This window comes from Methanocorpusculum bavaricum DSM 4179, assembly GCF_000430905.1.
Lineage (GTDB): Archaea > Halobacteriota > Methanomicrobia > Methanomicrobiales > Methanocorpusculaceae > Methanocorpusculum > Methanocorpusculum parvum.
This window is the reverse complement of the sequence record NZ_AUMX01000002.1, coordinates 19,887-43,573: the sequence shown is the minus strand read 5'-3', so window position 1 is coordinate 43,573 and position 23,687 is coordinate 19,887. Positions and strand designations below refer to the sequence as shown.

At 51.0% G+C, this 23,687-nt stretch carries 24 protein-coding genes and 1 tRNA gene; 12 read left to right on the top strand and 13 right to left on the bottom strand.

Translation table 11 applies throughout. From position 1 onward, the window contains the following. The first annotated feature begins 273 nt into the window (after window positions 1-273). From xerA to glmM, 3 genes are all read left to right on the top strand, one after another. Entirely contained in the window at window positions 274-1,188 is a 915-nt protein-coding gene (gene xerA / locus H575_RS02070) for a site-specific tyrosine recombinase/integron integrase (protein WP_042697673.1), read from the top strand. A gap of 212 nt (window positions 1,189-1,400) precedes the next feature. Next, on the top strand, window positions 1,401-2,021 hold the full coding sequence (locus H575_RS02065) for a DUF5806 family protein (protein ID WP_081406619.1): 621 nt from the start codon (window positions 1,401-1,403) through the stop codon (window positions 2,019-2,021). Window positions 2,022-2,098: 77 nt separating this feature from the next. Further along, window positions 2,099-3,475, top strand: a complete 1,377-nt coding sequence (gene glmM, locus H575_RS02060) for a phosphoglucosamine mutase (protein WP_042697182.1) — start codon at window positions 2,099-2,101, stop codon at window positions 3,473-3,475. 26 nt (window positions 3,476-3,501) lie between these two features. Here glmM and H575_RS02055 read toward each other — a convergent pair whose 3' ends face one another. Then, window positions 3,502-5,103, bottom strand: a complete 1,602-nt coding sequence (locus H575_RS02055) for a hypothetical protein (RefSeq protein ID WP_042697180.1) — start codon at window positions 5,101-5,103, stop codon at window positions 3,502-3,504. 134 nt (window positions 5,104-5,237) lie between these two features. Here H575_RS02055 and H575_RS02050 point away from each other — a divergent pair, with 134 nt between their 5' ends. Continuing rightward, window positions 5,238-5,492 carry a hypothetical protein gene (locus H575_RS02050; RefSeq protein ID WP_042697177.1) on the top strand — a complete coding sequence of 85 codons (255 nt, stop codon included), beginning with the start codon at window positions 5,238-5,240 and terminating at the stop codon, window positions 5,490-5,492. 8 nt (window positions 5,493-5,500) lie between these two features. Here H575_RS02050 and H575_RS02045 read toward each other — a convergent pair whose 3' ends face one another. From H575_RS02045 to lonB, 7 genes are all read right to left on the bottom strand, one after another. Then, window positions 5,501-6,265, bottom strand: a complete 765-nt coding sequence (locus H575_RS02045) for a hypothetical protein (RefSeq protein ID WP_042697174.1) — start codon at window positions 6,263-6,265, stop codon at window positions 5,501-5,503. A 77-nt stretch (window positions 6,266-6,342) separates the two neighbouring features. Beyond that, entirely contained in the window at window positions 6,343-7,059 is a 717-nt protein-coding gene (locus H575_RS08870; RefSeq protein WP_052319912.1) for a KaiC domain-containing protein, read from the bottom strand. A gap of 2 nt (window positions 7,060-7,061) precedes the next feature. Continuing rightward, entirely contained in the window at window positions 7,062-7,922 is an 861-nt protein-coding gene (locus H575_RS02035) for an RAD55 family ATPase (RefSeq protein ID WP_143744990.1), read from the bottom strand. Between the two features lie 49 nt (window positions 7,923-7,971). Further along, complete coding sequence (locus H575_RS02030; RefSeq protein ID WP_042697166.1) at window positions 7,972-9,264, bottom strand: TldD/PmbA family protein; 1,293 nt, start codon at window positions 9,262-9,264, stop codon at window positions 7,972-7,974. After that, window positions 9,257-10,594 (bottom strand): TldD/PmbA family protein, encoded by a 1,338-nt coding sequence (locus H575_RS02025; RefSeq protein ID WP_042697162.1) that lies wholly within the window; start codon window positions 10,592-10,594, stop codon window positions 9,257-9,259. The genes H575_RS02030 and H575_RS02025 overlap by 8 nt, the downstream gene beginning before the upstream one ends. An 85-nt stretch (window positions 10,595-10,679) precedes the next feature. Next, window positions 10,680-11,258 (bottom strand): hypothetical protein, encoded by a 579-nt coding sequence (locus H575_RS02020; RefSeq protein ID WP_042697160.1) that lies wholly within the window; start codon window positions 11,256-11,258, stop codon window positions 10,680-10,682. A gap of 151 nt (window positions 11,259-11,409) precedes the next feature. After that, entirely contained in the window at window positions 11,410-13,431 is a 2,022-nt protein-coding gene (gene lonB, locus H575_RS02015; RefSeq protein ID WP_245554481.1) for an ATP-dependent protease LonB, read from the bottom strand. Between the two features lie 93 nt (window positions 13,432-13,524). Between lonB and H575_RS02010 the strand changes: the two genes are divergently transcribed. After that, complete coding sequence (locus H575_RS02010; RefSeq protein WP_042697156.1) at window positions 13,525-14,370, top strand: ribose-phosphate diphosphokinase; 846 nt, start codon at window positions 13,525-13,527, stop codon at window positions 14,368-14,370. Then, window positions 14,367-14,846: an NOB1 family endonuclease gene (locus H575_RS02005; RefSeq protein ID WP_042697152.1), complete on the top strand. Its 480-nt coding sequence runs from the start codon at window positions 14,367-14,369 to the stop codon at window positions 14,844-14,846. Before H575_RS02010 ends, H575_RS02005 begins: the two co-directional genes overlap by 4 nt. On the opposite strand, the gene H575_RS02000 is transcribed toward H575_RS02005, so the two are convergent. Then, entirely contained in the window at window positions 14,839-15,942 is a 1,104-nt protein-coding gene (locus H575_RS02000; RefSeq protein WP_052319911.1) for an MBL fold metallo-hydrolase, read from the bottom strand. The two genes, H575_RS02005 and H575_RS02000, sit on opposite strands and share 8 nt — an antisense overlap. 125 nt (window positions 15,943-16,067) lie before the next feature. On the opposite strand from H575_RS02000, the gene H575_RS01995 reads away from it, so the two are divergent. The 6 genes from H575_RS01995 to H575_RS01970 all read left to right on the top strand — a co-directional run bounded on the left by H575_RS01995 (window position 16,068) and on the right by H575_RS01970 (window position 20,322). Next, on the top strand, window positions 16,068-16,664 hold the full coding sequence (locus H575_RS01995) for an orotate phosphoribosyltransferase-like protein (protein WP_042697149.1): 597 nt from the start codon (window positions 16,068-16,070) through the stop codon (window positions 16,662-16,664). 80 nt (window positions 16,665-16,744) lie between these two features. After that, window positions 16,745-18,331 carry a thermosome subunit alpha gene (gene thsA, locus H575_RS01990; RefSeq protein WP_042697145.1) on the top strand — a complete coding sequence of 529 codons (1,587 nt, stop codon included), beginning with the start codon at window positions 16,745-16,747 and terminating at the stop codon, window positions 18,329-18,331. An 84-nt stretch (window positions 18,332-18,415) separates the two neighbouring features. Next, window positions 18,416-18,499: transfer RNA gene (locus tag H575_RS01985), tRNA-Ser, on the top strand. A gap of 209 nt (window positions 18,500-18,708) precedes the next feature. Further along, the gene (locus tag H575_RS01980) at window positions 18,709-18,969 is read left to right on the top strand and encodes a hypothetical protein (RefSeq protein WP_042697142.1); all 261 of its coding nucleotides are present in this window, start codon (window positions 18,709-18,711) and stop codon (window positions 18,967-18,969) included. 101 nt (window positions 18,970-19,070) lie between these two features. Beyond that, window positions 19,071-19,505 carry an FKBP-type peptidyl-prolyl cis-trans isomerase gene (locus H575_RS01975; RefSeq protein ID WP_042697139.1) on the top strand — a complete coding sequence of 145 codons (435 nt, stop codon included), beginning with the start codon at window positions 19,071-19,073 and terminating at the stop codon, window positions 19,503-19,505. Further along, window positions 19,498-20,322 (top strand): DNA-methyltransferase, encoded by an 825-nt coding sequence (locus tag H575_RS01970; protein WP_042697137.1) that lies wholly within the window; start codon window positions 19,498-19,500, stop codon window positions 20,320-20,322. Before H575_RS01975 ends, H575_RS01970 begins: the two co-directional genes overlap by 8 nt. Window positions 20,323-20,328: 6 nt before the next feature. Here the strand turns inward: H575_RS01970 and H575_RS01965 are convergent, their stop codons facing one another. From H575_RS01965 to H575_RS01950, 4 genes are all read right to left on the bottom strand, one after another. Then, window positions 20,329-20,889 carry a nicotinamide-nucleotide adenylyltransferase gene (locus H575_RS01965; RefSeq protein ID WP_052319910.1) on the bottom strand — a complete coding sequence of 187 codons (561 nt, stop codon included), beginning with the start codon at window positions 20,887-20,889 and terminating at the stop codon, window positions 20,329-20,331. Then, window positions 20,886-21,641 (bottom strand): aspartate dehydrogenase, encoded by a 756-nt coding sequence (nadX, locus tag H575_RS01960; protein ID WP_042697135.1) that lies wholly within the window; start codon window positions 21,639-21,641, stop codon window positions 20,886-20,888. Before nadX ends, H575_RS01965 begins: the two co-directional genes overlap by 4 nt. A 154-nt stretch (window positions 21,642-21,795) precedes the next feature. Further along, entirely contained in the window at window positions 21,796-22,467 is a 672-nt protein-coding gene (gene npdG / locus H575_RS01955; RefSeq protein WP_042697133.1) for an NADPH-dependent F420 reductase, read from the bottom strand. 85 nt (window positions 22,468-22,552) lie between these two features. Then, window positions 22,553-23,626 (bottom strand): NAD(P)-dependent alcohol dehydrogenase, encoded by a 1,074-nt coding sequence (locus H575_RS01950; RefSeq protein ID WP_281166563.1) that lies wholly within the window; start codon window positions 23,624-23,626, stop codon window positions 22,553-22,555. Between the last annotated feature and the right edge of the window lie 61 nt (window positions 23,627-23,687).

The following is a 23,687-nucleotide window of genomic DNA, read 5'->3' as shown; positions in this document are numbered from 1 at the left end:
GATCACGACCCGGCAAAAGCCCGTTATTTTCTTCTGAACGAAGAAGAGCCTGGAAGGACCGCAGAATGGCTCGTGGACGGCACATATTTTTCACAACAATTTAAAAACCTCAAATTAGGCTTTATTTTAAAATCAAACCCACATAATGGCGAATTTCGCCAGCAAAAATACCTCAATTTATTGCGCATAATAGGTATTATGCGCAATCATTATCTGCACAGAGAGCCAAGAGATACACATACCAGCATGGCACCCCCAAAACGAACCTTCAGCATGGCACCCCCAAAACGAACCTTCAGCATCTGGATACCGAGATATCTCAGCAGCCTTCAGACAAAGAACTATGCGGAGAATACGATCCAGGCATACGGCCGGACACTCAGGCTGTTTGCACGTTACGCGACATATCTGAAGGAAAATGAAGGAGTGCCGCCTGCATCCTGCAAAGAACTGGACGATATGAGCATGGGGGCAGAGATAGAAACGAATTCATACGAGATCGGGGATTTTTTAACCCTGATCCGAAACGAACGGCAACTCAGCCCGGCAAGTCTCCGCCAGTACGACTCGGCGCTCAGTTCATTTTACCAGTACCTTATCAGTCAGGACATTACCGAATCAAACCCGATGACGAAAGTAGACCGGCCAAAGCTCAAGGATCGGGAACTCAAATACCTCCGACACCCGGAAGTGATGGTATTTATCAGTTCACTGACAAATCCCCGGGACGCTCTGCTCATTCGGACTATCTATGCTACAGGGATGCGTATCTCCGAGATCTGCGGGATCTGCGCCGAAAATATAGATTTTGAGGAAGAGACAATCCGCGTCAGAGGAAAAGGAGGAAAGATCAGGATCGTGTTCTGCGATGCAGACACCCTGCGTCAGATCCGGGAGCATCTGAACGGAAAAAAGACCGGTCCCGTCTTCGAAGGGAGAAACGGACGCAGTATTTCCCCCAGAACGGTACAGCACATCTTCAGCCTCTATGCGCCGAAAGGGATCACGCCGCATAAGATCCGACACAGTTATGCAAGTGAACTCTACAAACGCTCGCATAATCTGCGGGTTGTTCAGGAAAATCTCGGACACAACTCCATCCAGACGACCGAGATATACATCCACACCGACCTCGATGAACGCAGAAACGCATACCGCAGCTACTTCCCGCTCGCAAACGGGGAATAAACACCGCTTTTTTTAACAGGACATACGCAGTCATTTAATCACGTGAGCCCGCTTCCACCCCGGATCGAACACACACAAACCCGGTATTTCCACTTGAACATACCTCGCACACCCCAGTAATAAACCATATGATGCTATACGTAAACCGGGACATTATTTTGTGCCGGCAAACCCTAAAATACACATAACGCCCCTATATTCTGATTACAGCGATGGAGAAAGAAGAACCCCTTATAGAAGACACTGCCGCGATGCAAAACGGCCTCTTTGAAGAACCTGACCGCAGTGAAGAGATCAGCAAATATCAGAAATTCAAAAAAGTCGACGGGGCAACCTACAGAAAAGTCAACATCTTCTTACGAAAACGGACCTATATAACCGCACGTGAATGGGCGATCGCACGCCTGTGTTCCGACTTCAAAACACCCTACGGCGCCGAGATGACATTCATCGGCGAGAACCTCCCAAAACTCTGCCCCTTCATGGAAGAGCCCTACAGCCCGCAGGCGGTCAATCAGGCGCGAACCGCATTCAAACGCAAGGTCAGAAAATCCGGGGCGACCTTTTTCTACGGAGCCATGTGCGGATTTTTCACGCTGGATGAACTGGATGACATACTTTTTGAATCAAGCGAGGTCGCCAGATTCCTGCTTGAAATCGAAGGGACCTCATTAGAGATCGACGACGAGATCGACATCGAAGACAAGATCAGCGAGATCATGCGAAAACTCGGTGAATCCGCAAATGTCATGCTCAACAGCAGACGAAACGGTGCTGAAAACGAAGAGGAAGAAGGAGATGAGGAAGAGGATGAGGAAGATGAAACACAGTGATCCTCACAACGATCAGATTTTTTCTCAATCCTTATTATCAGCGACCGCCCATATTCTTAGATAGACGGTTTGTACATATGGCACTTGAAAAACGTGAAAAGAAATATTTCGGCACAAACGGTGTTCGCGGCGTGACCGGCGTCGATATGACCCCGGTTTTTGCCCTGAAGGTCGCCGAAGCATTTGGGACCATGCTTGGCGAAGGCAAAAAAATCGGTATCGGCCGCGACACCAGGACCTCAGGACCCGCGCTTGCATCCGCGGTCCGTGCAGGACTTATGGCATGCGGGTGCAACGTCGTCGACTTCGATATCATTCCAACACCCGGTCTGCAGTACCTTGTTCTGCACCACGATCTCGACGGCGGGGTCATGATCACCGCATCACACAACCCCCCCGAGTATAACGGCATCAAGATCATCGAAGCTGACGGGACCGAGATGGGCGACGAGCGGACCCTCCAACTCGAAGAACTGATGATCCAAAACACCCCGGCCGTTTCACAGTGGAACAGAGTTGGCGGATCCACGGAAGAGCCGCAGGCGCGTAAACTATATGTCGATGCAATCGTTGCACAGTTCCCAAAAGACTGCGGGAAAGGCGTGACTGTTGTAGTAGACCCGGGAAACGGGCCTGCGGCAGCGACCACGCCTGAGATCCTGCGAAGACTCGGATGCTGCGTCCACACAATCAATGCCGAGTTCAACGGCCTCTTTCCCGGCAGACTGCCGGAACCAAGTCCGGAAGGACTCGCAAATCTCTCGGCCATGGTCCGTGCAACCGGGGCGGCATTCGGCGTCGCCCATGACGGAGATGCCGATCGTGCGATCTTCGTGGACGAAAACGGCACATTCATGGATGGAAACATCACATTTGCGCTGCTCGCCTCCTACTTCTGCGAGAAGAACCCAGGAAGCGTGATCGTAACACCGGTCAGCACATCCGGTATCGTGGAAGCGGTCGGCGCAGCATACAACTGCACGACGACATACACAGTAGTCGGCAGCATCTATGTGGCGCGAACCATGCGCGAGATGATTGCGCGGGGTGAAAAGGTGATCATCGGCGGCGAAGGGAATGGCGGGATCATTTATCCAAAGCACCAGTTCTGCAGAGACGGCGGGATGAGCGCCGCGACCATGCTCGGATTTGTCGCAGGAAAGACCCGGCCTCTTTCAAAACTCATCGAAGAGCTCCCGGCATTCACGATGTATCAGGAGAAACGAAAAACCACCCAGGCAAAAGAGATCGTCGCTCACATGAGGACATGCTTTGCTGACTGCCCTATCGATGACCGTGACGGGATCAGGATCATCAAAGGCGGCGCATGGGCGCTTATCCGGCCGTCGGGAACCGAGCCGCTTGTGAGAGTCTTCACCGAATCACTGGATCCTGCTGAAGCAAAATGCCTGCTGGATCATATACTGACAGAGATAAAACCTTATCTCGCATAACCTTTTTTCAGGCCGTCAAAAAAATATCAGAGTTTTCGAATCACAACGATGACGGCAGATGTCGCAAGAACTGCAAGAAGAATGGAGATCAGCAGAGCAGTGTCTTGCGGGAAAGCTGCTGCCGGCAGTACTGTTATCGTGATGTTTGCATTGGTATCTTCCACATATCTGCCGGCGGCATCATACCCGCGAACGGTATAGACGGTTGTTCCGACCGGCATCTCTGCCGTTTGCTCTGCAGTGAACACATGGCCGAACTCATAGTTCGTCTGCGCCGCAGGATAGAGCGACCCGTCGGGATTTACGAACACCCGGGTCAACAGGCCGTCAAACGTATACTCAACACCGCCTGCGGTGTAGATGAACCGCATGATCTGATCGTCAACGGTGTATCTGTACGGGGTCCCTGCATCCGAAAGATCCGTTTGGATCGGACGTGTCAGACCGTACAATGCGAGATATTCGCCGCGGCTCACCGTAACGTCATACGGCGTCACATCGATCGTCTTCGTCAGGTTCGGCAGAAGCGAGACGGTGTTTTCGGGAATAGGCTCAGATGAGCGGTCTGCGCGTGTATAGATCACCCGGAAATCATTCGCGGAAGTATCCGGGTATTTAGTGAGCACCCCGGAACATGTCTTCACCTCTCCGGTGGCCCTGTCGACCCATGTGTAGGAGATCTCGCCGGTATCATAATACGTATAGATCGTTTTGTCACTGTCTTCCAGACCGGCAAGAAGGATCTGAGCAAGTTCCACCTGCAGGGTCGTGCTCGAACTGCCGATATTGTACATGATCAGCGTGTTTTCTGCAGAAACCGGTGTATCAAGGATCGTCCCGCCGAGGCGGTTTACGACCTCGATGCCGTTGTTCGGCTGCCAAAGTGCCGGTATCTGGTATCCGGCAGAACCGTCAGGTATCTGGAAATAGCCAGGGAACCAGTCGATGTAGGAACGCAGACCATTCTGCCGTGCATAACTGACCACATTATCCCGGTTTTCCCCGGGGCGAAACATCCCCAGAGAAGCATGGGTGAGACCAAACGAAACCGTACGTTCGATGGAATCCACCCGATTGCCGCCGCCGTCAATAAACCGGATCATGTTTCCATCTGCATCCAAAACATCCACAACGATCCTGTATACCCCTGCGGTAAGATCTCTGGAATAAGGAGTCAGCTCACCGTTTTCATCAGCGTCGAAATACATCCCTGAGTCGGCACTGGTCACGCCTCCCTGAACATAGGCGAGATAATATCCCCATTTTTTACTTACAAGGACCTTATTTGCACCGTTTGCATGCCCATAGGGTTCGGTGATCCCTTCCGCTGCCAGAATCCCGCCCCACTGCTGTTTTTCCGGGATCCTACTCATATCAACAGAGGAGGCAGAGGTCTCGCCGGTAGAATCTACATGGCTTTGCAGTGTGCGGATAAGTCCGCCGGCAGAGTCATACACCCGCACCCTGACGTCAGCAGGCTCTCCGGTGTTGACAAACGTTCCATACACATAAAAATCCCTCATCTCAGCAAACACGGTCTCGTGTGCAGACGGCTGAAGGATATCGAGCGACACATCAGCGCCGGCAGGAACGATACAGAAAGCACCGGCAAGGAGTAAAATCAGCATTATATACGCAGATCTCAAAGTAATACACCACACAAAGAATATGGATACATATGCCGGATAGATAATATATCTGTCGTTGACTTTCCAAAGATTTCAACCAATCCTTTATATTCTGGTCAGGTGCATCTATTTATATGGATATTTTTGCAACAGTAATTATGATCATAATCGCGGTCGTGATCTGCGCGATACTGTTTTTCTTCCTGAGAAACGGACTCAAACTCCTGATCAACGCCGTATGCGGAGTGGTAATTCTCTTTATCGTTTCATGGCTGAATCTTGCCCCGATCGGCGACCTATCTGTGGCGCAGGTCATCGTATGTGCGGTCGGAGGGATCTTTGGAGCGGCCCTTTTGATAATTCTCTCCTTCTTCGGTATCATTATCTGAACACAATCTTATTTTTCGATAATGGAAACGGCAAAATCTATGCGTTTGCCTGTCATCTCGATCGTGTAATTTCCCTGACGGTAGAAGGTGATGATGTCTTTCATGCCGGTATCATACTGCCCGGCAAATCCCTGGGCAGTCACCAGGCTGCCTGATTCGTCATAGACCCTGATCTCAAACCTTGCATCAGGATCCGGGTAGGTCACATAAACCGTCTTGTAGGTCGTGTCGATGAGGATGCCTTTTTCGATAGTCTGTTTGTCGACAAGTACTTTTTTGACCGTGACATCAGGAACGAAGTACTCAATGACCAAAACGGTCACCGGATAGATATTAACCGCTTTAAGAGTCGTGTGCCCGTTAACCGAGTAGTATGGATATGTTATATTTTTCGAGTAGAGAAGTGTGGCATTTCCAAGCACTGTTTCGGTGAAAACCGGCTGGATGCTATGCAATGGATCGGATGCATCGTATACTTTGCCGCAGGATTCACAGGGGATACTGGTTTTGACCGTGGAAGTCGGAACAGGCGCCGTCGGAGAGGGAGTGATGATCATAACTCCCGGCGGCGGATAATCATCAGAAAAGAGGCCGGAGACACTGGTCATTATCAGCAGAAGACTGACCAGCGTCAGGAGGACGGCGGTCATGAGAAAAAGTACCGATGGCGTAAAGAAGCCTTCTTTTCTGCTCCTTCTCTTTCTTGGAAGCGAACTTCTGGGAACCGGGCGGCTCCCGTTTGTACTGCTCAGATCACTTCCGTCCTGCTGCATAGATGATACTAGATTGATTTTTATTCATTTAATAATATATGTCCAGCATTAGCTGACGGTGTGAAAAAAAGAGTCGGTTACTTTACCGGAGAGTGCAGAGTAAACAGACCAGACTCGTCATACTTGATCAGTTTGGCGGTTTTGGTGATCCTGCCGCGGGATTTGAGAAGAACAAACGGCATACGGTACGGGCGCATATGATCATTATCCGGAAACTCCCGGAACATGCAGGCGACTCCGTCGGCAAATACCTCGGAAAAACCATACTTGCTCGAAAAGACATTCGTCTGGTCTGAGTTAACATGCAATATCGTGGTCGCTCCAGTGGAACGAAGCGACAAATACACCAGATTCAGATCGGTCGATCGAAATCCTGTCGAGGTGACCAGGGTCTCTTCCAGAACAGAAAACGGATTCACCACAACACGGCTTATACCGAGTTCCTTTATCATGACAGCCACATTGTTTCCATGACGGGACGAGAAGGTCAAAAAAATCTCCGGAGGCAACTGTATTATATACAGGTCCTTGTTGATCCGGTCGCTCATATCCGGGTAAATCGAGAGGAAGCTGGCTGTCAGCTGTTCGACCGGGTTGAACAGGCTGATGTACATCACTTTTTCGCCTTGAAGGAGTCCTTCATGCAGGAACTGAAGAGAGAACATCGTTCTGCCGGTACCGGTCTCGCCGATGAGAACAAAAACCGAGTCCTTGATGAATCCGCCGCCGATCATCTCATCCAGACCTGGGATGCCGGACGGGATCATGACGCGTGACTGAGGATCATTCTCCATACTTATGCTACCCTCCTGAGGTTGGATATCTCAAATCCGGTTTCCGGCGATATGGAAACATTGTAGGTGGCAATATCTCTCGACGAAAGCAGAGGTAGCACACTGATGAATTTCTCGATGTACATCTGCCGCTGTCTTGACATCGACTCCCGGCTCTTCTGCCAAACCAGATGAATGATCGCATCAAAGGCATTCCCAAGAGATATCTCCCGGCTCTCGGGAAGAATGTCGGAGGTAAGCAGGATCACGAAGGTGATCTTTCGCTTTTTTGCCGCACGGGAGAGACCGTACATCAGGAAAACCAGATTCTGCCACTTTTCATAATCGTTGAAGTAGGGCAGATACGGAGTGAGAGAGTCAACAAACACCACACTGTTTTCCTTGGTTGTCTCGACCATCCCTGTCAGATAGGCAAGGCCGCCGTAATCATCATACGGCGGCAGATCCATGAGATGTTCAGGAATCGTTTTGGTTGAATACCAGGAAAGCGGAACGATGGTCCTGGCAAAATAGACATCGCCCACATCCATATGGATCACGGATTTATCCAGGATCTCCCCTTCAAAATCGATGGTGTTCAAAAAACTGAACTGCTGTTTCATCATTTCGACGAACTGCGTCCGGGAAGTCTTGGGCGTAATATAGTAGATCATATCAGGCCTTGTGGCGCCGCTGGTCGCCGGAAGATCACCCTTGATCTCCCGGCAGTAATTCACCAGAGAGGTGAAGAGGAACTCGGGTCCCCCTGCACCGGGCTCTGTGAGCAGTAATATCGTTGAGCCGATCGGGACGCCGCCGCCAAGTATTTTATCGACCGAGGGGATGTACGTGGGGACACGCACCATTGAATGATCGTCTGACATGTATATGATTGATACTATCTGCACGAATAGGGATATAATTATCCTCTATCTATCCGATGACCTGCATATTTTCGATCCGCATTTTAGGAACGATCGCCCCGTCGAAGGTCTTTGTTTCCGCCGAGATGCTGACACCGCCTCGAAGGATGTCAAAGATGTTGCCTGAGATCATCGCTTTTTTGACCGGGCGGGTGAATCTTCCAGACTCGGCAAAAAATGCATTTGCCACTTCTACGGAGAACTCGCCTGTGAGGGAGTTCGCGGTATGCGCTCCGATGACTTCACGGACATACAGACAGGGCTTGTCCATGACATCAGCTTTCGGCGCGTCGATTTTCAGACAGTGCGGGTGGATGAACGTGGCTCCGTTTCCGGCACGGTGGGCATGGCCGGTCGAGGCGGTATTCGCCTGGGAAGCGGTCTTGACATCATACAGGAATGCAGAGAGCACACCGTTTTGCACGATGGAAAGATCATGCGTCACCGTCCCCTCGGAGTCGAATCTCTTCCAGGCAAAACCCGCAGGATCCATAGGGACGTCACTGATCGAGACGGAAGGATGGACCACCTCTTCTCCGAGTTTGCCGGCAAACACCGATTTTTTGGAAAGGACGTTTTTGCCGTTCACAGCCTCGGTGAACAGATCCAGAATAAGGGAATCCACGACATGTTCCGAGAAGACGACGGCATATTTTTTCGTCTCAACGTCGACACCGTTTCTGGAGGATTTGGCCCAATACGCAGTATCCTCGCCGATCTTTTCGGGGTTGATACGGTCGAGGAACGGGCTTGAATCATACTCATACCCGGTCGAGGTGTCGCAAATCGCGTCCATGCCAAGCGAGATGCCCGACATTTTGCGCATGTAATACACCCCGCCGGAGTTGGCGATCGTCGCGCTGCCGTTCGAAAGGGAGACTACGCCGGTGACTATCCGCGCCTCGGGATGGATCGCCGCCCCGGCATTCATCCGATCAAGATACTCGGCTGCAAGGTCCGGGCTCACGGTGACGGCCGGATCGAACGGGTCGCTTCCTTTCGGCAGTGCGGTTTTTTCGGGGAAACCGGTCCAACCGGGAACCTGCTCGGAAAGTCCGGCGGACGAGACGGCCGCATCGACGCAGTCCTTCCATCTTGCGATGTCCGAGGTGCCCGAGATCCCGATATGCTTATCCTTAACTACCCGCACAAAGAGGGAGCGGCCTGCATGTTCAAATACAGATGACACGGCCATCTCACGCTGTTCAAGGGAGATGTCGGTGTAGTCAAGCATAAACACCTCCGCTTCATCGGCTAACTTCTCGCCATACGAGAGGATCTTATCGATATCGGGTTCAGACATTGCCGCTGCCCCCAACTAATGCATCGGTCAGATACACATAAGGAGCTCCGTCCGAGACAGGGACAGACTGCCCTTTTCCGCACATGCCTGAAGACATTTTGCGTTCTTTGCCGCAGAGCGCGATGTTATGCAGGACGGAAAGGATGTTCCCTGAAAGGGAGACGTCACGGATCATTTTTCCGGTCTCGCCGTTCTCGATCAGGTATCCGTACTTTGCATTGAACTGGAAGGCCCCGCGGCCCGGATCGACCTGGCCGCCGCGGGATCCGATAAGGAGGACACCTTTTCTGCACTCGGCGACGATCTCATCATACGAGGAGTCGCCTTCCTGAATATAGGTGTTGCTCATGCGGACCAGCGGCTGCATACCAGGTTCGGCTCTGGCATGGCCGGCGTCTCCTGTGTCGAGGCCAACGGCCGCCAACGTTTCTCTTGAATGCATATATTTGTTCATAACTCCGTTTTTGATCAGCTCGGTCGGACCGCAGGCGACCCCCTCCGCATCGAACGGCTCGTAGCCGTATCCATGCATGGACGGGTCGTCGATGATCGTGACAACTGATGACCCGACTTTTTCACCCAGTTTTTCAGCAAGAACTGAGACACCGTCTCTGACAGCATCCCCTTCGCTTGCATGACCGACCGCTTCGTGAGCAAATACGCCGCCGATCGCAGGATCGAGAACTGCCGGCATACGTCCGCCTGCGACGGCCGAGGCATCCAGAAGCTCAACTGCGCGCTTTGCACATTTTTCACCGAAAGGAATATACTTTGCAAGCGGCAGCGGGCCGACAACTGCCTCCTGTTCATAGTTCATCTGCATATCGGCTCCGCGGCTCGCAACCGAGGTAACCGTAAACAGAGTGCGGCAGACCGAGGATGCTGCTTCATAGCCGTTTGAATCCTCGAATATGACATCCTGATACTGCTCGGAGTAACGTGCGGATGTGCTGCATATCTCAGGGATATTTGCCGAACTTTCGAGAAGGAGGAGCTCACGCGCCTTTTCTTCAAGCGGTGTTTCCGCCTGTTCTTTTGCAGAACAGGACCATGAGCGCGGGGTTCCAAAAGGAACGTCGGCGATTTCCGCGTGAACACCGGCAAGCCTCGATGAAGCTGCAGCTTTTTCGAGACATGCAGCTTTTGTTTTTTTATCATCCATGTCGATGGAGGAGGCGCAGTAGTATCCCCAGCCGTGTTCACCTAAGACCCGAAAGAGAGCTTTGCCGTAAAAGGAGGTGCCGGCATTCTCGATCACCCGATTCTCCGTCTGGATGGAGGTGACGGTCCCCCTGACGTACCGGATGTCATAATATCGTATTTTTTCCATGGTTGTACTGGATAGTATTTGATCCTGAAGAATAACATATCTTCTGTTTTTTCGAGGACCAATAAATGAAAAAAGAAAAAATGGATCAGGAGCTGACAACGTCCGCGTCAAAGACATCATCATCTTCTTTGAGGATCGGGACAGCCTTATCAAAAACGATCGTCTCGTCTTCAGGGGGTTTCATCTCAAATGTGATGAGCCCGACGATGGCATTTCTGGTGGCATACGGATCGGCGATCGGGCCAAACCGTATCACTTTGGTTCCGCCTGCAGAGATGATGATCGTATGTTTTTTTACCTGGATCGCATCGATCTTGTCAAAACGCACCTCTTTGTAGGAGCCGAGGCCTGCCATCAGGCAGAGTCTCCGCGGTGTGAGATACAGACGCGGGCGGTTGAGATCCACAAGACCGGAGATGAGAATGATCAGCGCGACCGCGCCGGACACAGCCGAGACAAGGATCCGCGTCAGAAGATCGGGAGAGATGAGCCAGGCTGGAAGGATGAGCGGCAGGAGCGAAATAAACGCAGCGATCGGCGCAGTGAGCCAGATCATGATCGCTATTACTGCAAGGAGGATAAAGAGGATGATGTAAGGAAGCAGATACGAACCCTTACGGCGGTCTTCCCATACAATGCCTTCGTTGAACAGATATTTTGTCATAGCATCACGTAAACGAAATAAAATACGACGCGGGGCTAGATATATCTTAGGATAGCGCGAACAGCCGGGTTCCGCATTCTGAAAGCCTGAAAAGCATGCAGACAGTGCAAAAGGATTCTGCAAAAATAAAAAATGAGATGGAGGGTCAGATTTATGCTTCGGCTTTTTCAGCAGGCATCGGCATTTTCGGAATGTCCATATGCTTGCCGATCTGGAGAAGTTTCTGTTCAAACGCCACTTTGTCCTCGGGAACGAGGGCATATCTGAGGACTTCTTCGATCCTGGTCACCGGGATGATGGTGACCATATCAGTGTACCGCTCTTCGATGAGGACATCGGCGAGGTTCGACTGAGGGATGATGATCGTTCTGATACCTGCCTTGGCGGCAGCCTCGATCTTGTAGGTGACACCGCCGATCGGCAGAACATCTCCGCGAACCGAGAGGGAACCGGTCATCGCCACATCCTGACGGACAGGGATGTCTTCAAGAGCACTAATTACGGCCGTTGCGACGGTAACGGATGCCGAGTCTCCCTCAACACCATTGTAGGTTCCGATGAACTGGACATGGATATCCACTTTGCGGATATCGGTCCCGGAGAACTTCTTGATCAGAGCGCTCACGTTTTTGATGGATTCCTGAGCGATCTCTTTCAGGAGGCCGGTGGCGATCACCATGCCGGCACCCTGTGATGGGGTAACTTCTGCCGTGATTGGAAGAACCGATCCTGCATCGTTCCCGACAACGGCAAGTCCGTTGACTCTGCCGACAAGACTGCCGGAAACGATCGTCAGATCATAATCCCGGGTCCGGCGGATGTACTCATCAGAGATCTGATCCTCAACGGATCTGGCGATCTGTTTAGCCGAGACCACATGATGCATGGATGTCACGGGAGAGCCTTCCTGGATGGCGAGATCGCCGGCGACACGCACAAGACCGCCGAGATCTCTCAGCTTCACCGTCAGGTGACCTTTTCTGCCGGACCGACGCTTTGCCTCGCGCAAAATCTCGGATACGGCAGAAGGATCGTAGTGCGGGATCTTTCCGTCATTCTTAACTTCCTGCGCAACGAACCTGACGAGTTTTGCCCTGTTTTCAGGCGTATCGTTCATGGTCTCACTCATGTAGACCTCGTAACCGTATCCGCGGATACGGCTGCGAAGCGCCGGGTGCATGTGCTGGACGGCATCGAGATTTCCTGCGGCGATCATCAGGAATCGGCAGGGGACCGGCTCTGTTCGGACCATTGCGCCGGAAGAACGTTCTGACTGGCCGGTGATCGGGAACTCGCCCTCCTGCAGAGCAGTCAAAAGACTCTGCTGCGAAGAAAGCTCAAGGGTGTTCATCTCATCGATGAACAAAACACCTTTGTGCGCTCTGTGGATCGCGCCCGCTTCGACACGGTCGTGTGCGGGAGTCTCAAGGCCGCCCGACTGGAACGGGTCGTGACGAACATCACCGAGCAACGCTCCTGCGTGGGAACCGGTGCCGTCCACGAACGGTGCTGTTGAGTCGGGTTTGTTGGAGACGATGAGTTTGGGGACCATGGCAGTTTCTTTGGGCATGAACGAACGGAATGCAAGAAAGATAAATGCCACCGCGACGATACCCATCAGAAGCTGACCTGAGATGAGGGCGATACCCAGAACACCAATGATGAGAATAAGCAGCATGGTGTTTTTCGAGGAGGCGCGTTTTCGTGCCTCTTCTTTATGTGCAGCAACGATCTCTTTTCCCCTCCCCGCAGGAACAACACGGATGATCGGGTTGTTGTTATCCTCAGGATTCGGGTAGGTCATAATGTCCTGCATCTCCTCTTTTGGGAGAAGTTCAGACATCGCCTTAGCAAGCATTGACTTTCCGGTACCCGGGCTTCCGATCATCATGACATGCCGGCGCTGGGTGGCGGCTTTTCTGATGACGTCCACCGCGTGTTCCTGACCGATGACCTGATCGATCAGCGACGGGGGGATGACGAGATCTGCCGTCGTGTCAAACCGAACGCCCCCGAAAAGCTCGGCATCATATGCGTCAGAGGCATACGCCTCTTTCACGGGAGGAGTGTCCCGCGCCGGGATCTCTGCCGTGACCTGCGCCGGATTTACATCCGAAACTGTCCCCATAACAGTTTCATTTTGTCTTTGTCCGGGATTATCATCGTGTTCCATATTTGTGTTCCATACCTCGATTAAAGATGCTAATATTTGTACTTGATTATGCTTTAAGTAGTTTCAGTAAGAGATAGTTGTTAGAGTCTTATCATGAAAGTAGTCTATACCGAAAAAAGCCAGGTTCTCGCGGCACGCACTGCCAAGAAACTCGGGTGTCCTTTATCGGAAGTAAAATACACGAAGTTCCCGGACGGTGAACAGTCCATACGGATAATGGATGAGGATGATCAGATGATCATCATTGCAAGTACGGTCGATGCAGAGTCAGCTCTCCAGGCCATTCTTCTGCTAGATGCCTGTGAAGGAAAGGAGACGACTCTTGTCCTGCCATATATGGGATACGCACGGCAGGATAAGAAGTTCAATGACGGCGAGCCTGTATCTGCACGGGCGATGGCACGCGCCCTTTCGACAGGAGCAGACAGGATCTTTACCATCAATATCCATGACACCTCGATCCTGGAACATTTCCGGTGTCCGGCAAAAAATCTGACAATCGCTCCTGAGATCGGCGCATACATCAATACAATGAGCTTGGAAAATCCGCTGATCCTGTCTCCGGATGAGGGGGCATGGGAGTTTGCCAAAGGCGTGGCGGCTGTTGGAAAATGGGACTGCGATCATCTGGATAAGACGCGGCTCTCGGGATCGGAAGTCACGATGGCGCCAAAGCATCTCGAGGCGAAAGGGCGGGACTGTATCATCGTCGACGACATCATCGCGACCGGCGGATCAATGGCAAAGGCGGCCGGAATGCTGCTTGAGCAGGGAGCCGCTTCTGTACGAGCCGCCGGCGTTCACGGCGTTTTTGCCTCGGGAGGATACATCAAACTCATGCAGGCAGGTCTTTTAGACATTGCATCCTCTGACACGATCGAGCGTGCCTCCAGCAGGATCACTGCATCCGTGGTCATCGCCGAAGCCGTTCGAAAATGAAATATATTCTGGATTCATCCTATTTTTTTGGCCATTACAACCTTGACGGAGAGTTTTTCACCACACCGGAGGTGGTTGGCGAGCTCAAGGATCTCGCATCAAAGATGCGTTACGAGATCCTGGCGGAAAAAGGCCTTGTTGTGACTGAACCGGAGGCGGAGCATCTGTTTGCGGCAACGAATGCGGCACTCAAAAGCGGAGATGCACGGGTCCTTTCCGACACCGACATCTCGGTCATCGCTCTTGGCCTGACACTAGAAGGAACGGTCGTCACCGATGACTTTGCGGTCCAGAACGTCTGCAGGCATTTGAAGATCCCTTTCAGATCCATCATGCAGAGGAGAGCAAAAAAGCGGGTCTGGAAACTGATCTGTTCAGGGTGCGGCGCAGAGATCCCGCCTGGACAGCCCGACTGTCCGGTGTGCGGGTCGGCCCCTATCCAAAGAGGGACAGAAAAAGAAAAACGGCTCAGATGAACCGCCGCTTTATCCGCCATGAGACCTTCGTGAAAAGGTCGTGAAGTCGTTCGGTGTGTCTTCTCCTTGAATAATGGATCACAGGATCAGAAACACTTAGACGGCCGGCTTCATCAAGAACCGACACCGCGCCGTGTCCGCAACATAACCTGAGACGTTGGCCTTTTTTCCTCAGTTCAGCATCCAGTTCCCCGGCAAGTTTCATCAGTTCCGTCCGTTCATATCTGCCGATCTCACTGTTGATATTGACCGTGGTGATCAGATAATCAGGGATCGAACCATAAACAAGCCGCCAGGGCGTGAGGGTCGCGAAGTTTAACACTGCATCGCTTGTAAAGAGCAGACCAACTTCCGATTCATAAAAAAAGAGCTGACCTGCGAGATGGCCGCCGAGACTTTCCCATACTTCGAACCTGAGCCCGGCAAACCTGATTTCATCAATGACCGGAAAGATCCCCCTCATCCGCAGAGGGTCGGTTTTACTGAGGATATACTCTTTGGGAAATGCCAGCTGGGAGAAGGTATTGACCGTCGTCGTATAGACATGTTCCAACAGCACGAGATCATTTGTGGAGGCGAATGAGCGCGAGCCGTTCTCAAGGATCTCTTTGGTCGTAGGGTGAACAAACGGCGGGACCGGCATATGTCCGGTCATGCCCACATGATCAGCATCTCCGTGGGTGCAGAGGACATATTTTACATCAGAAAAATCACCAAGACCAAGATCTGCGAGCGTTTTCAGCCAGTCATCATAATTGACTCCATACCCTGCATCGATGAGCAGTTTGCCTTCCGGAGTCTGGAAGAGATGGATGCACCCGCCCCCCGGAGGCTGCATCGACCAGAGCACGCAGGTATCCGAGAGAACGATCTTCTGGTAATCGACATAGAAGTTCTTTCCGGCGTTTCCATACAAATACAATCCTATACTCTGCATGACCCAGAGGACCTGTTTGGAATCTTTTCCCATGGAAACAAGCTCTTTCACAGCCTCATCTGCATCAAGGTAGAACTGCTTTTTTTCAGCATCGTTGAACGTGGTGAGATACGGCGTGACTTTTTTCTGAAATGAAGTGGTCACATATTTTGCCGACATATCTGCGTGAACTGTTTGATGTCTCACGTTTTGTAAGTTTCCCATATTTCCGGTCCGCTGACCGCATTTTTCAGGATGAGTGCATCACAAAAGCATATATAGCGGGGAAAGCGATTACTTTTCATATGTCTTCCTTAGAAGAGCTCATGACAAAAGCAAAGGACCTTCATTCCGAAGGTCACTCCTCAGGCCAGATAGCTGATGAACTCAGTCTTTCGGTCGATACCGTCACCTGGCTTCTGACGCAGGGAAAAGCCGGCATTGCGGCACCAAAAGATGTGCATATCGACTGGACGACCGTCAGCTCGAACTCCACACTTCTTGGCGGCATCTCATCCATGATGCTGGCCAACTTTGAAGCGGCGAATGAGGAGGAAGAGGGGATCGACACGGTCATCGGGATATCCGTATCAGGCGTGCCCCTCGCAACGATGATCGCCGCAGAGGACGGACTGAATCTTGCCATTTATCACCCGTCGAAACACAACCCCGAAGGTAAAATAGGATCGATCTCCGGAAACTTCAGCAAAGTCTCTCAGAAACGCTGCCTGATCGTGGATGACTGTATCACCACCGGCAACACTCTCACTGAGATAGTGAATTACCTGCGCCGTCACAAATCCACCCCGGTCGGCATATGTGTCATCTTTGATAAGCGCGGTGTCAGGGAAATAGAGGGCGTTCCGGTCTACTCGCTCTTTACAATTAAACGTATCGACTGAACAGCCAGCACCCAATACATCATATTTATATAGAAGTCCAATCCACTTTTTTAACACACTAGTACAGGAGAATAGAGATTATGGCAAACAACTCAGGTCAGCAGGTCGTCATTTTACGTAATAACGTAGAGCGCGTCCCAGGGCAGGAAGCACTTCGCTCCAATATCATGGCAGCAAAGGTCCTCGGCAACACAGTGAGAACAACTCTTGGTCCCCGCGGAATGGACAAGATGCTGGTCACCCAGGGCAGTGACGACATCGTCATTACCAACGACGGAGCAACGATCCTGCACCAGATCCATGTCGAACACCCGGGCGCAAAACTTGTCGTTGAGGTCGCAGAGACCCAGGACGATGAGTGCGGTGACGGAACGACGACCGCCGTGGTTCTGGTCGGTTCGTTTATGGAACAGGCAGAACATCTGATCGACAGCGGTGTCCACCCGTCGGTGATCGCAAAGGGATACAACCTTGGTATGCTCAAGGCACTTGAACTCCTCGAAAAACTTTCGATCGAGGTCACGCCAAAAGACAAAGCCATGCTGAAACAGATCGCCAAAACAGCGATGACCGGAAAATCCATCGAAAACATCATGGATCATGCATGTGATGTGGTCGTTGAGGCAGTTTCCGGTGTTGCAGAGACCACCGGTAAAAAGACGCTCGTCAATGAAGACGACATCCTTGTCAAAACAAAACGCAGCGACACGATGAGTGCAGAGCTTATCAAAGGTGTTCTGATCGACAAGACCCGCCTCGACTCACTGATGCCCAAGAAGATCAAAGGCGTCAAAGCAGCATTTATCGCAGGTCCGCTTGAGATCACCAAGACCCAGACCAAATCAAAGATCAAGATCACGTCCGCAGAACAGCTTTCGGCATTCTCCACAGCAGAGCGCGCAACACTGAAGGCAATGGCGGAAAAGTTTGTTGAGAACGGTGTGAACGTCGTCCTCTGTCAGAAAGGCATCGCAGACCCGGTACAGTATTACCTCGGCGAAAACGGCATCTATGCCCTTGAATTCGTTCCGGAAAAAGATCTGAAATACGCGGCAAAAGCACTCGGCGGACAGGTAATCAACAAACCCGAAGACCTCGCACCGGAAGTGATCGGATCTGCAGGCAGACTCGATATGCTCGACGATCTGGAGATGACCAAGCTCTCGGAATGCAAAAACGCCAAGGCAGTCACCATTCTCCTCCGCGGATCCTCCCAGCACCTTGTCGACGAACTCGAACGCGCGATCGAAGATGCAAAACGTGTCGTCCAGGATGTCATCGAAGACGGATCCTATACTATTGGTGGCGGGTCGGTCGAGACCGAACTGTCCTTCAGACTGCGTGAGTATGCAGCAACCGAAGGCGGCCGTGTCCAGCTGGCTATCGAAGCATATGCAAAAGCATTCGAGATCATCCCGAAGACCCTTGCCGAAAACTCAGGGTTCGATACGGTCGACAAAGTCATCGATCTCCGTCAGGCCCATGCAATGGGTCAGAAGTACGCAGGCCTCGATGTCTTTACCGGGACCGTTGTTGATATGAAAGCGCAGGGCGTTGTTGAACCAAAGAGAGTCAAACGCCAGGCGATCCAGAGCGCTTCGGAGACCGCCATGCTCCTCATCCGCGTCGATGACATGATGATCTCCAAAGGCGCCGGTCAGATGTAGATCCGGCAACCAATCCCATATATTTTTTACATACAAAGACGTATGCTTACTACGCGCATACAGTAACGTATCGTATAGATGCCTGCCGAGGTAGTCTAGTCCGGAAGGGCGGTGGCCTCGAAAGCCACTGGTGGCAACACCTCGGGAGTTCAAATCTCCCCCTCGGCGTTCTTTATTTTCTATTTTGATCTGAAATCCAAGCTCTTTTACTTAATGTGAGATGCGGAACGGATACATATCCGGCGTGTTTAAATCTGAACGTATTTCGGGTTTTTCAAAATATTCTTTGGAAATTGAACCAAAAAATATATAAATATTCGATCCGAATTTTCAATTATAATACATTTAATGATGTAAACCAATAGAAGAAGGTAGAAATGGACTCATACGCGATTCAAAAAAACAGCGAAAAAAGCTTTACTGTCATCATCACGAGTCCGCATAGCCTTGCATGGAGACCCCTTGATTCAGAAGGGATCAATATCGTCGGAAATGACAGTACCGTTGATGAGAACGGAAGAAACTACATCTGGACCGTTGAAGTGGATAAACCCGGGACTTATGAGTTCAGGATCCTGCATCAGAGCGGCGACGGCGTGTATAAAAAACTCGTCATCCCCCTGATCTCAGCCACTTAACCTTTTTTTACCGCATTGCTGCCGGGCAGAACGAAGATGCGGCCATACTGTATGTTGCGAACGCGAACCATTAAAGTATTCCTTCAGCCATACAGATAGGTATGTCTGTCGCAGAATCCGGGGATACGCTGCAGGTCCACTTTATCAGCAAACGTCCGGACGGAGAGATATTCGAAGATACCCGTACAGGTGAACCTGTCACCTTCACACTGGGAAAAAAACAGATCAACCCCGCCTTTGAAGAAGCATTGATTGGAAAAAATGAGGGCGAAACGGCGACAGTCGTGCTGCCTCCGGAAAAAGCCTACGGCAAATACCTCAAACGCCTCGTCATCCCGATAAAACGAAAAAAACTCCGGCTTGACCACGAACCAAGACCTGGAGATATCATCACCGTCGAAGTCTTCGACAGGTTATGCAAAGTCACGGTCGCTGATGTCACTGATACAAAGATCATCGTGGATGCAAATCATCCCCTTGCCGGGGAAACTATGACATATGAAATCACCGTAGTCGCGATCGTCAAACATGACTGAACTCAACATGATCTACGACACAGACTGTGTCGACGGCATGGCCGGATTGCCGGCCGGGAGTGTTGATGTGATTGTCACCTCGCCCCCGTACAACATCGGGAAAGCTTACACGACATATGATGATACGATCCCGCGAAATATCTATCTGAAGTGGATGAGAACGGTTGCAGCGGAGTCGTTGCGTGTCCTCTCAGATCAGGGATCTTTCTATCTGAATGTCGGCGGAAGCCTGAAGGACCCATGGATACCTATTGACGTGGCTCAGACGTTTAGAGAGCAGGGATTCGTGCTCCAGAATATGATCCACTGGATAAAATCCATCGCGCTCCCTGAAGAGGGGGTAGCGGCCGGGCATTACAAACCGATAAACAGTAAACGCTATCATAACGATTGTCATGAATTCATCTTTCACTTCACGAAAAAAGGCGCTGTTGAAATCGACCGGCTGGCAAACGGCGTTCCGTATCAGGATAAAAGCAATGTGAACCGCTGGGGAGGAGAGAAGCGGGATATCAGGGACAGAGGAAACACATGGTTCATCCCCTATGAGACCATCAGGGAAAGCAGGCCGCATCCGGCGACATTTCCGGTCCAGCTGCCCATGATGTGCATCAAAGATCACGGGTTGGAAAACTGCCGGCTGGTGATGGATCCGTTCATGGGGATAGGCAATACTGCGGTCGCGGCGATCCGTCTCGGGATCCCGTTCATCGGTTTTGAGATCGATGAATGCTACAGGAATATCGCAAACGCGAGGGCGGCAGCAGAGATGTATGCGGTAAAAGGAGATGATCGGGATGTCGAAAGCAGAACATAGATCCAATCAGACAAAAGATGTTTGAGTCTGAGGGACCATAGTGGTGAGTTCAGAGCATTCATCCGTCTGGGTTATACTCCGGATCCTCTCGACGCCTCCGACATCTTCGATCACCCGTACGGTTTCCAACGGAACGTACGATTTCCAGTCATTACCTGTTTGTACAAGAGAACACCACATTTCACTTGAAAGCACTTTATGAGGACAGAGTCCTGACGGACACACGACATGTCGGCCTGCTTCCAAAAACAGCTGAGAGATCAGCTGATTGGAGGTATAAATCTGAGTTACCGGAGGACACATCGATATCACATGTGAAACCCATAATGCATTCCGCGCAACATCCTCAAGCGGGATGATGTATATGGGGATATCCAGAGGCGTCAGGTCTCTCGCAATCATTAAAATCCGCTCTCCTGCCGTAAACGGATGACGAACGGTATGACTCATCTGGGCACTGCCGATTCCTATGACCAGCTCATCAACCTCCTCTGCGATTTTTTGAATGAAAGCTTTATGCCCGTTATGATAAGGCTGAAACCTCCCCACATAAAGTCCGCGTATCATGCACCGATTACCAGAGGACTTTCCAGACTTTCCAGAAGACTCAACACAGACAGTGCAGCAAGATAGCTGGTTGCCGGATTCTCCGGAGCCGGAAGATTGCATATCCGAATATATGCATCGCCGAACTCTCCCTCGAAAAAAATCTCATGCATATTCTGTTCGGCTTTCGGATCAACCCAAAGCTCGACATCGGCCTCTCTTCCGCATGCAAGCGAGAGAGAGATGGCAACATTCGTATTTTTCGGATATAAGGCTACACAGTCACGGGCTTTTCCGGAGAAAAGACATTGGGAGACGTGTGCATCGGAATGCAGCGAACGGGGCGGTTTTGTAGTTTTCAAAAAAAGCTTATCAACCCGGGATATTTTCCCGACACGGACATTATCCAGACCCATAATGGCCCCGGATGGAATATGGATCCTGCGATGAAGGTATTTTGCGGTAGCCAGCAGCTCTTCTCGAAACGCGTCATCTGCAAGAGCTCCTACGCTGAGAAGAATGAGATCACGGCCGGCAAGCAAAACTTTCTCTGCAAGGTCTTTTACGGCATCGATCGAAGCAACTTCCACAACGATATCAAGCGGCTCCTGCAGAAAAACGTCGATATCGGAAAACGGTTTCGCCCCGTATTTGTCAGAAAATGCAGCGACACGCTCGGGAATAGAATCATAGGCGGCAACGATTTCGAACGATGTTTGCCGCTCGGCTAAAATTGATCCGACATTGCCGCAGCCGATAACCCCAACTTTCATTGGACTTGAGTATATAGGAGTCATAATTTACTTTTCACCGATTAAGACTAAAAGAAAAAATGAGCGGATTTCTTGCGCTCATTTTGGGCCTTTCCTAGCGGAAAGAGAGGTTTTACCTAAGAGAAATTTGACAGACACATTCAGTCTTGAGCTGCTATTTGAAGTAGACCCCTACGTCTTTAAGACCATTGTTCATTGCAAGGGTAATTACAAGCGGCGTAATACTTTCAATTATCCCTGAAACTGCCAGCGGTCCCGCATCAAGCGGCTTGAGTTTTGAGACGCTGGAAACCAGGTCCATGACGACCTTCTTTGCTTCCTTGTCATCTCCGCATACACAAACACTGTAGTCGAGCTCTTCATCAAGTTCCATCCATTTTCCTGATGCAACATTGTTGAACCCTGTACAGAGTTTTGCCGACTCCGGCAGCATCTTTTTTACTGCAAGAGCTGCGGATCCCTCCGCCGGGCGGTCCGGCAGGAAGTACTTTTCTTTCGGGAACCGAAGCATCGGGTTGATGAGTGAAACAACGATCTTGTTTTCAAATACATCCTTGCCGACTGCATCAATAGTCGACTCGATTTTGTCGAACGGGACTGAAAGAATGATGATATCAGCATCACACACACTTGCATTTGTCCCGCCATTGCAGACACCTCCGGTACAACACCGGTCATTGAGGCAGCAGGTAACTCCGTCTGCAGCAACGATCGCTTTTGACGGATCACGAGATCCAATTGCCACATCGAATTTTCCACCAATACAAATTCGACGTGCGAGACCTTCGCCGATATTCCCGGTCCCTCCGATTATTCCAACTTTCATGATATCATTTCCTGGTTTACGGGTGTTTTGATGAGGATAGTTACTAAAAAAATATGAATTTTATTGGGCTTACCACTCATGAAGATTACTCTTTGATGGTGACAACCGGTTTGATAAGGTCACTTGGTTTGTCCTTCATCAAAAGGAGTGCTTCTTCGATTTTGTCAAAGCCCTTGAATCTGTGGGTAAGTAATGGCGAGAGATCAAGCTTGCCTACTTCTACGAGGCTTGCGAGTTTCTCCATACGCAGTCTGCCTCCGGTCATTAAACCGCAGTGGATGAATTTGTTGCTCATACCGCAGCCCCACTCGATACGCGGAATCGTCACGAACTCGCCTTTACCAAGGTAATTGACGTTACCGATGATTCCTCCGGGTTTGACCATCTTGATTGCTTCCTGCATGGTGTTGACATCGCCGCCTGCGATACAGACTTTGTCCACACCTTTGCCGTCGGTCTTGTCCAGAACCTGCTCGACAATATCGCCGTTCTTATAGTTGATAATGTCGGTCGCTCCATATCCGCGGGCTGCATTTGCGCAGTCTTTTCTGCTGCCGACCGCAAGAATGTGGGATGCTCCCATGTGATTTGCACCGGCAACAGCCATCAGTCCGACAGGGCCGATACCAATACAGCAGACCGTGTCGCCGAGCTTCACATCGGCAAGTTCCGCTGCCTGGAATCCGGTCGGGACCATGTCTGCGATCATCGATGCTTCAGCTACCGGGATAGAGTCTGGAAGAATTGCAAGGTTTGCATCTGCTTCGTTTACATGGAAAAGTTCCCCGAAAACACCGTCTTTGAAGTTGGAAAACTTCCAGCCGGAAAGCATGCCTCCGGAGTGCTGGGCAAAGCCGTCCTGTGCTTCAATGGAAAGCCAGTCGGGAGTGATTGCCGGAACGATTACACGGTCACCCGGTTTGAAGTCTTTTACCATGGATCCGACTTCCACGACTTCTCCAACGGCTTCATGTCCGAGAATCATGTCGTGGCGGTCTCCAAGAGCTCCTTCCCAAACTGTGTGAACATCAGAGCTACACGGTGCAACCGCGAGCGGTGCAACAATTGCATCAAGAGGTCCGCACTTAGGAGCTTCTTTTTCAATCCAGCCGATCTCGCCGATCCGCTTCATTGCAAGTCCTTTTATTGTTTTTTTCATTCGTGTCACATCCAATAGATTTGTATGGTTCTGTCGATTGATGCCCTTCAATCACTCCTGC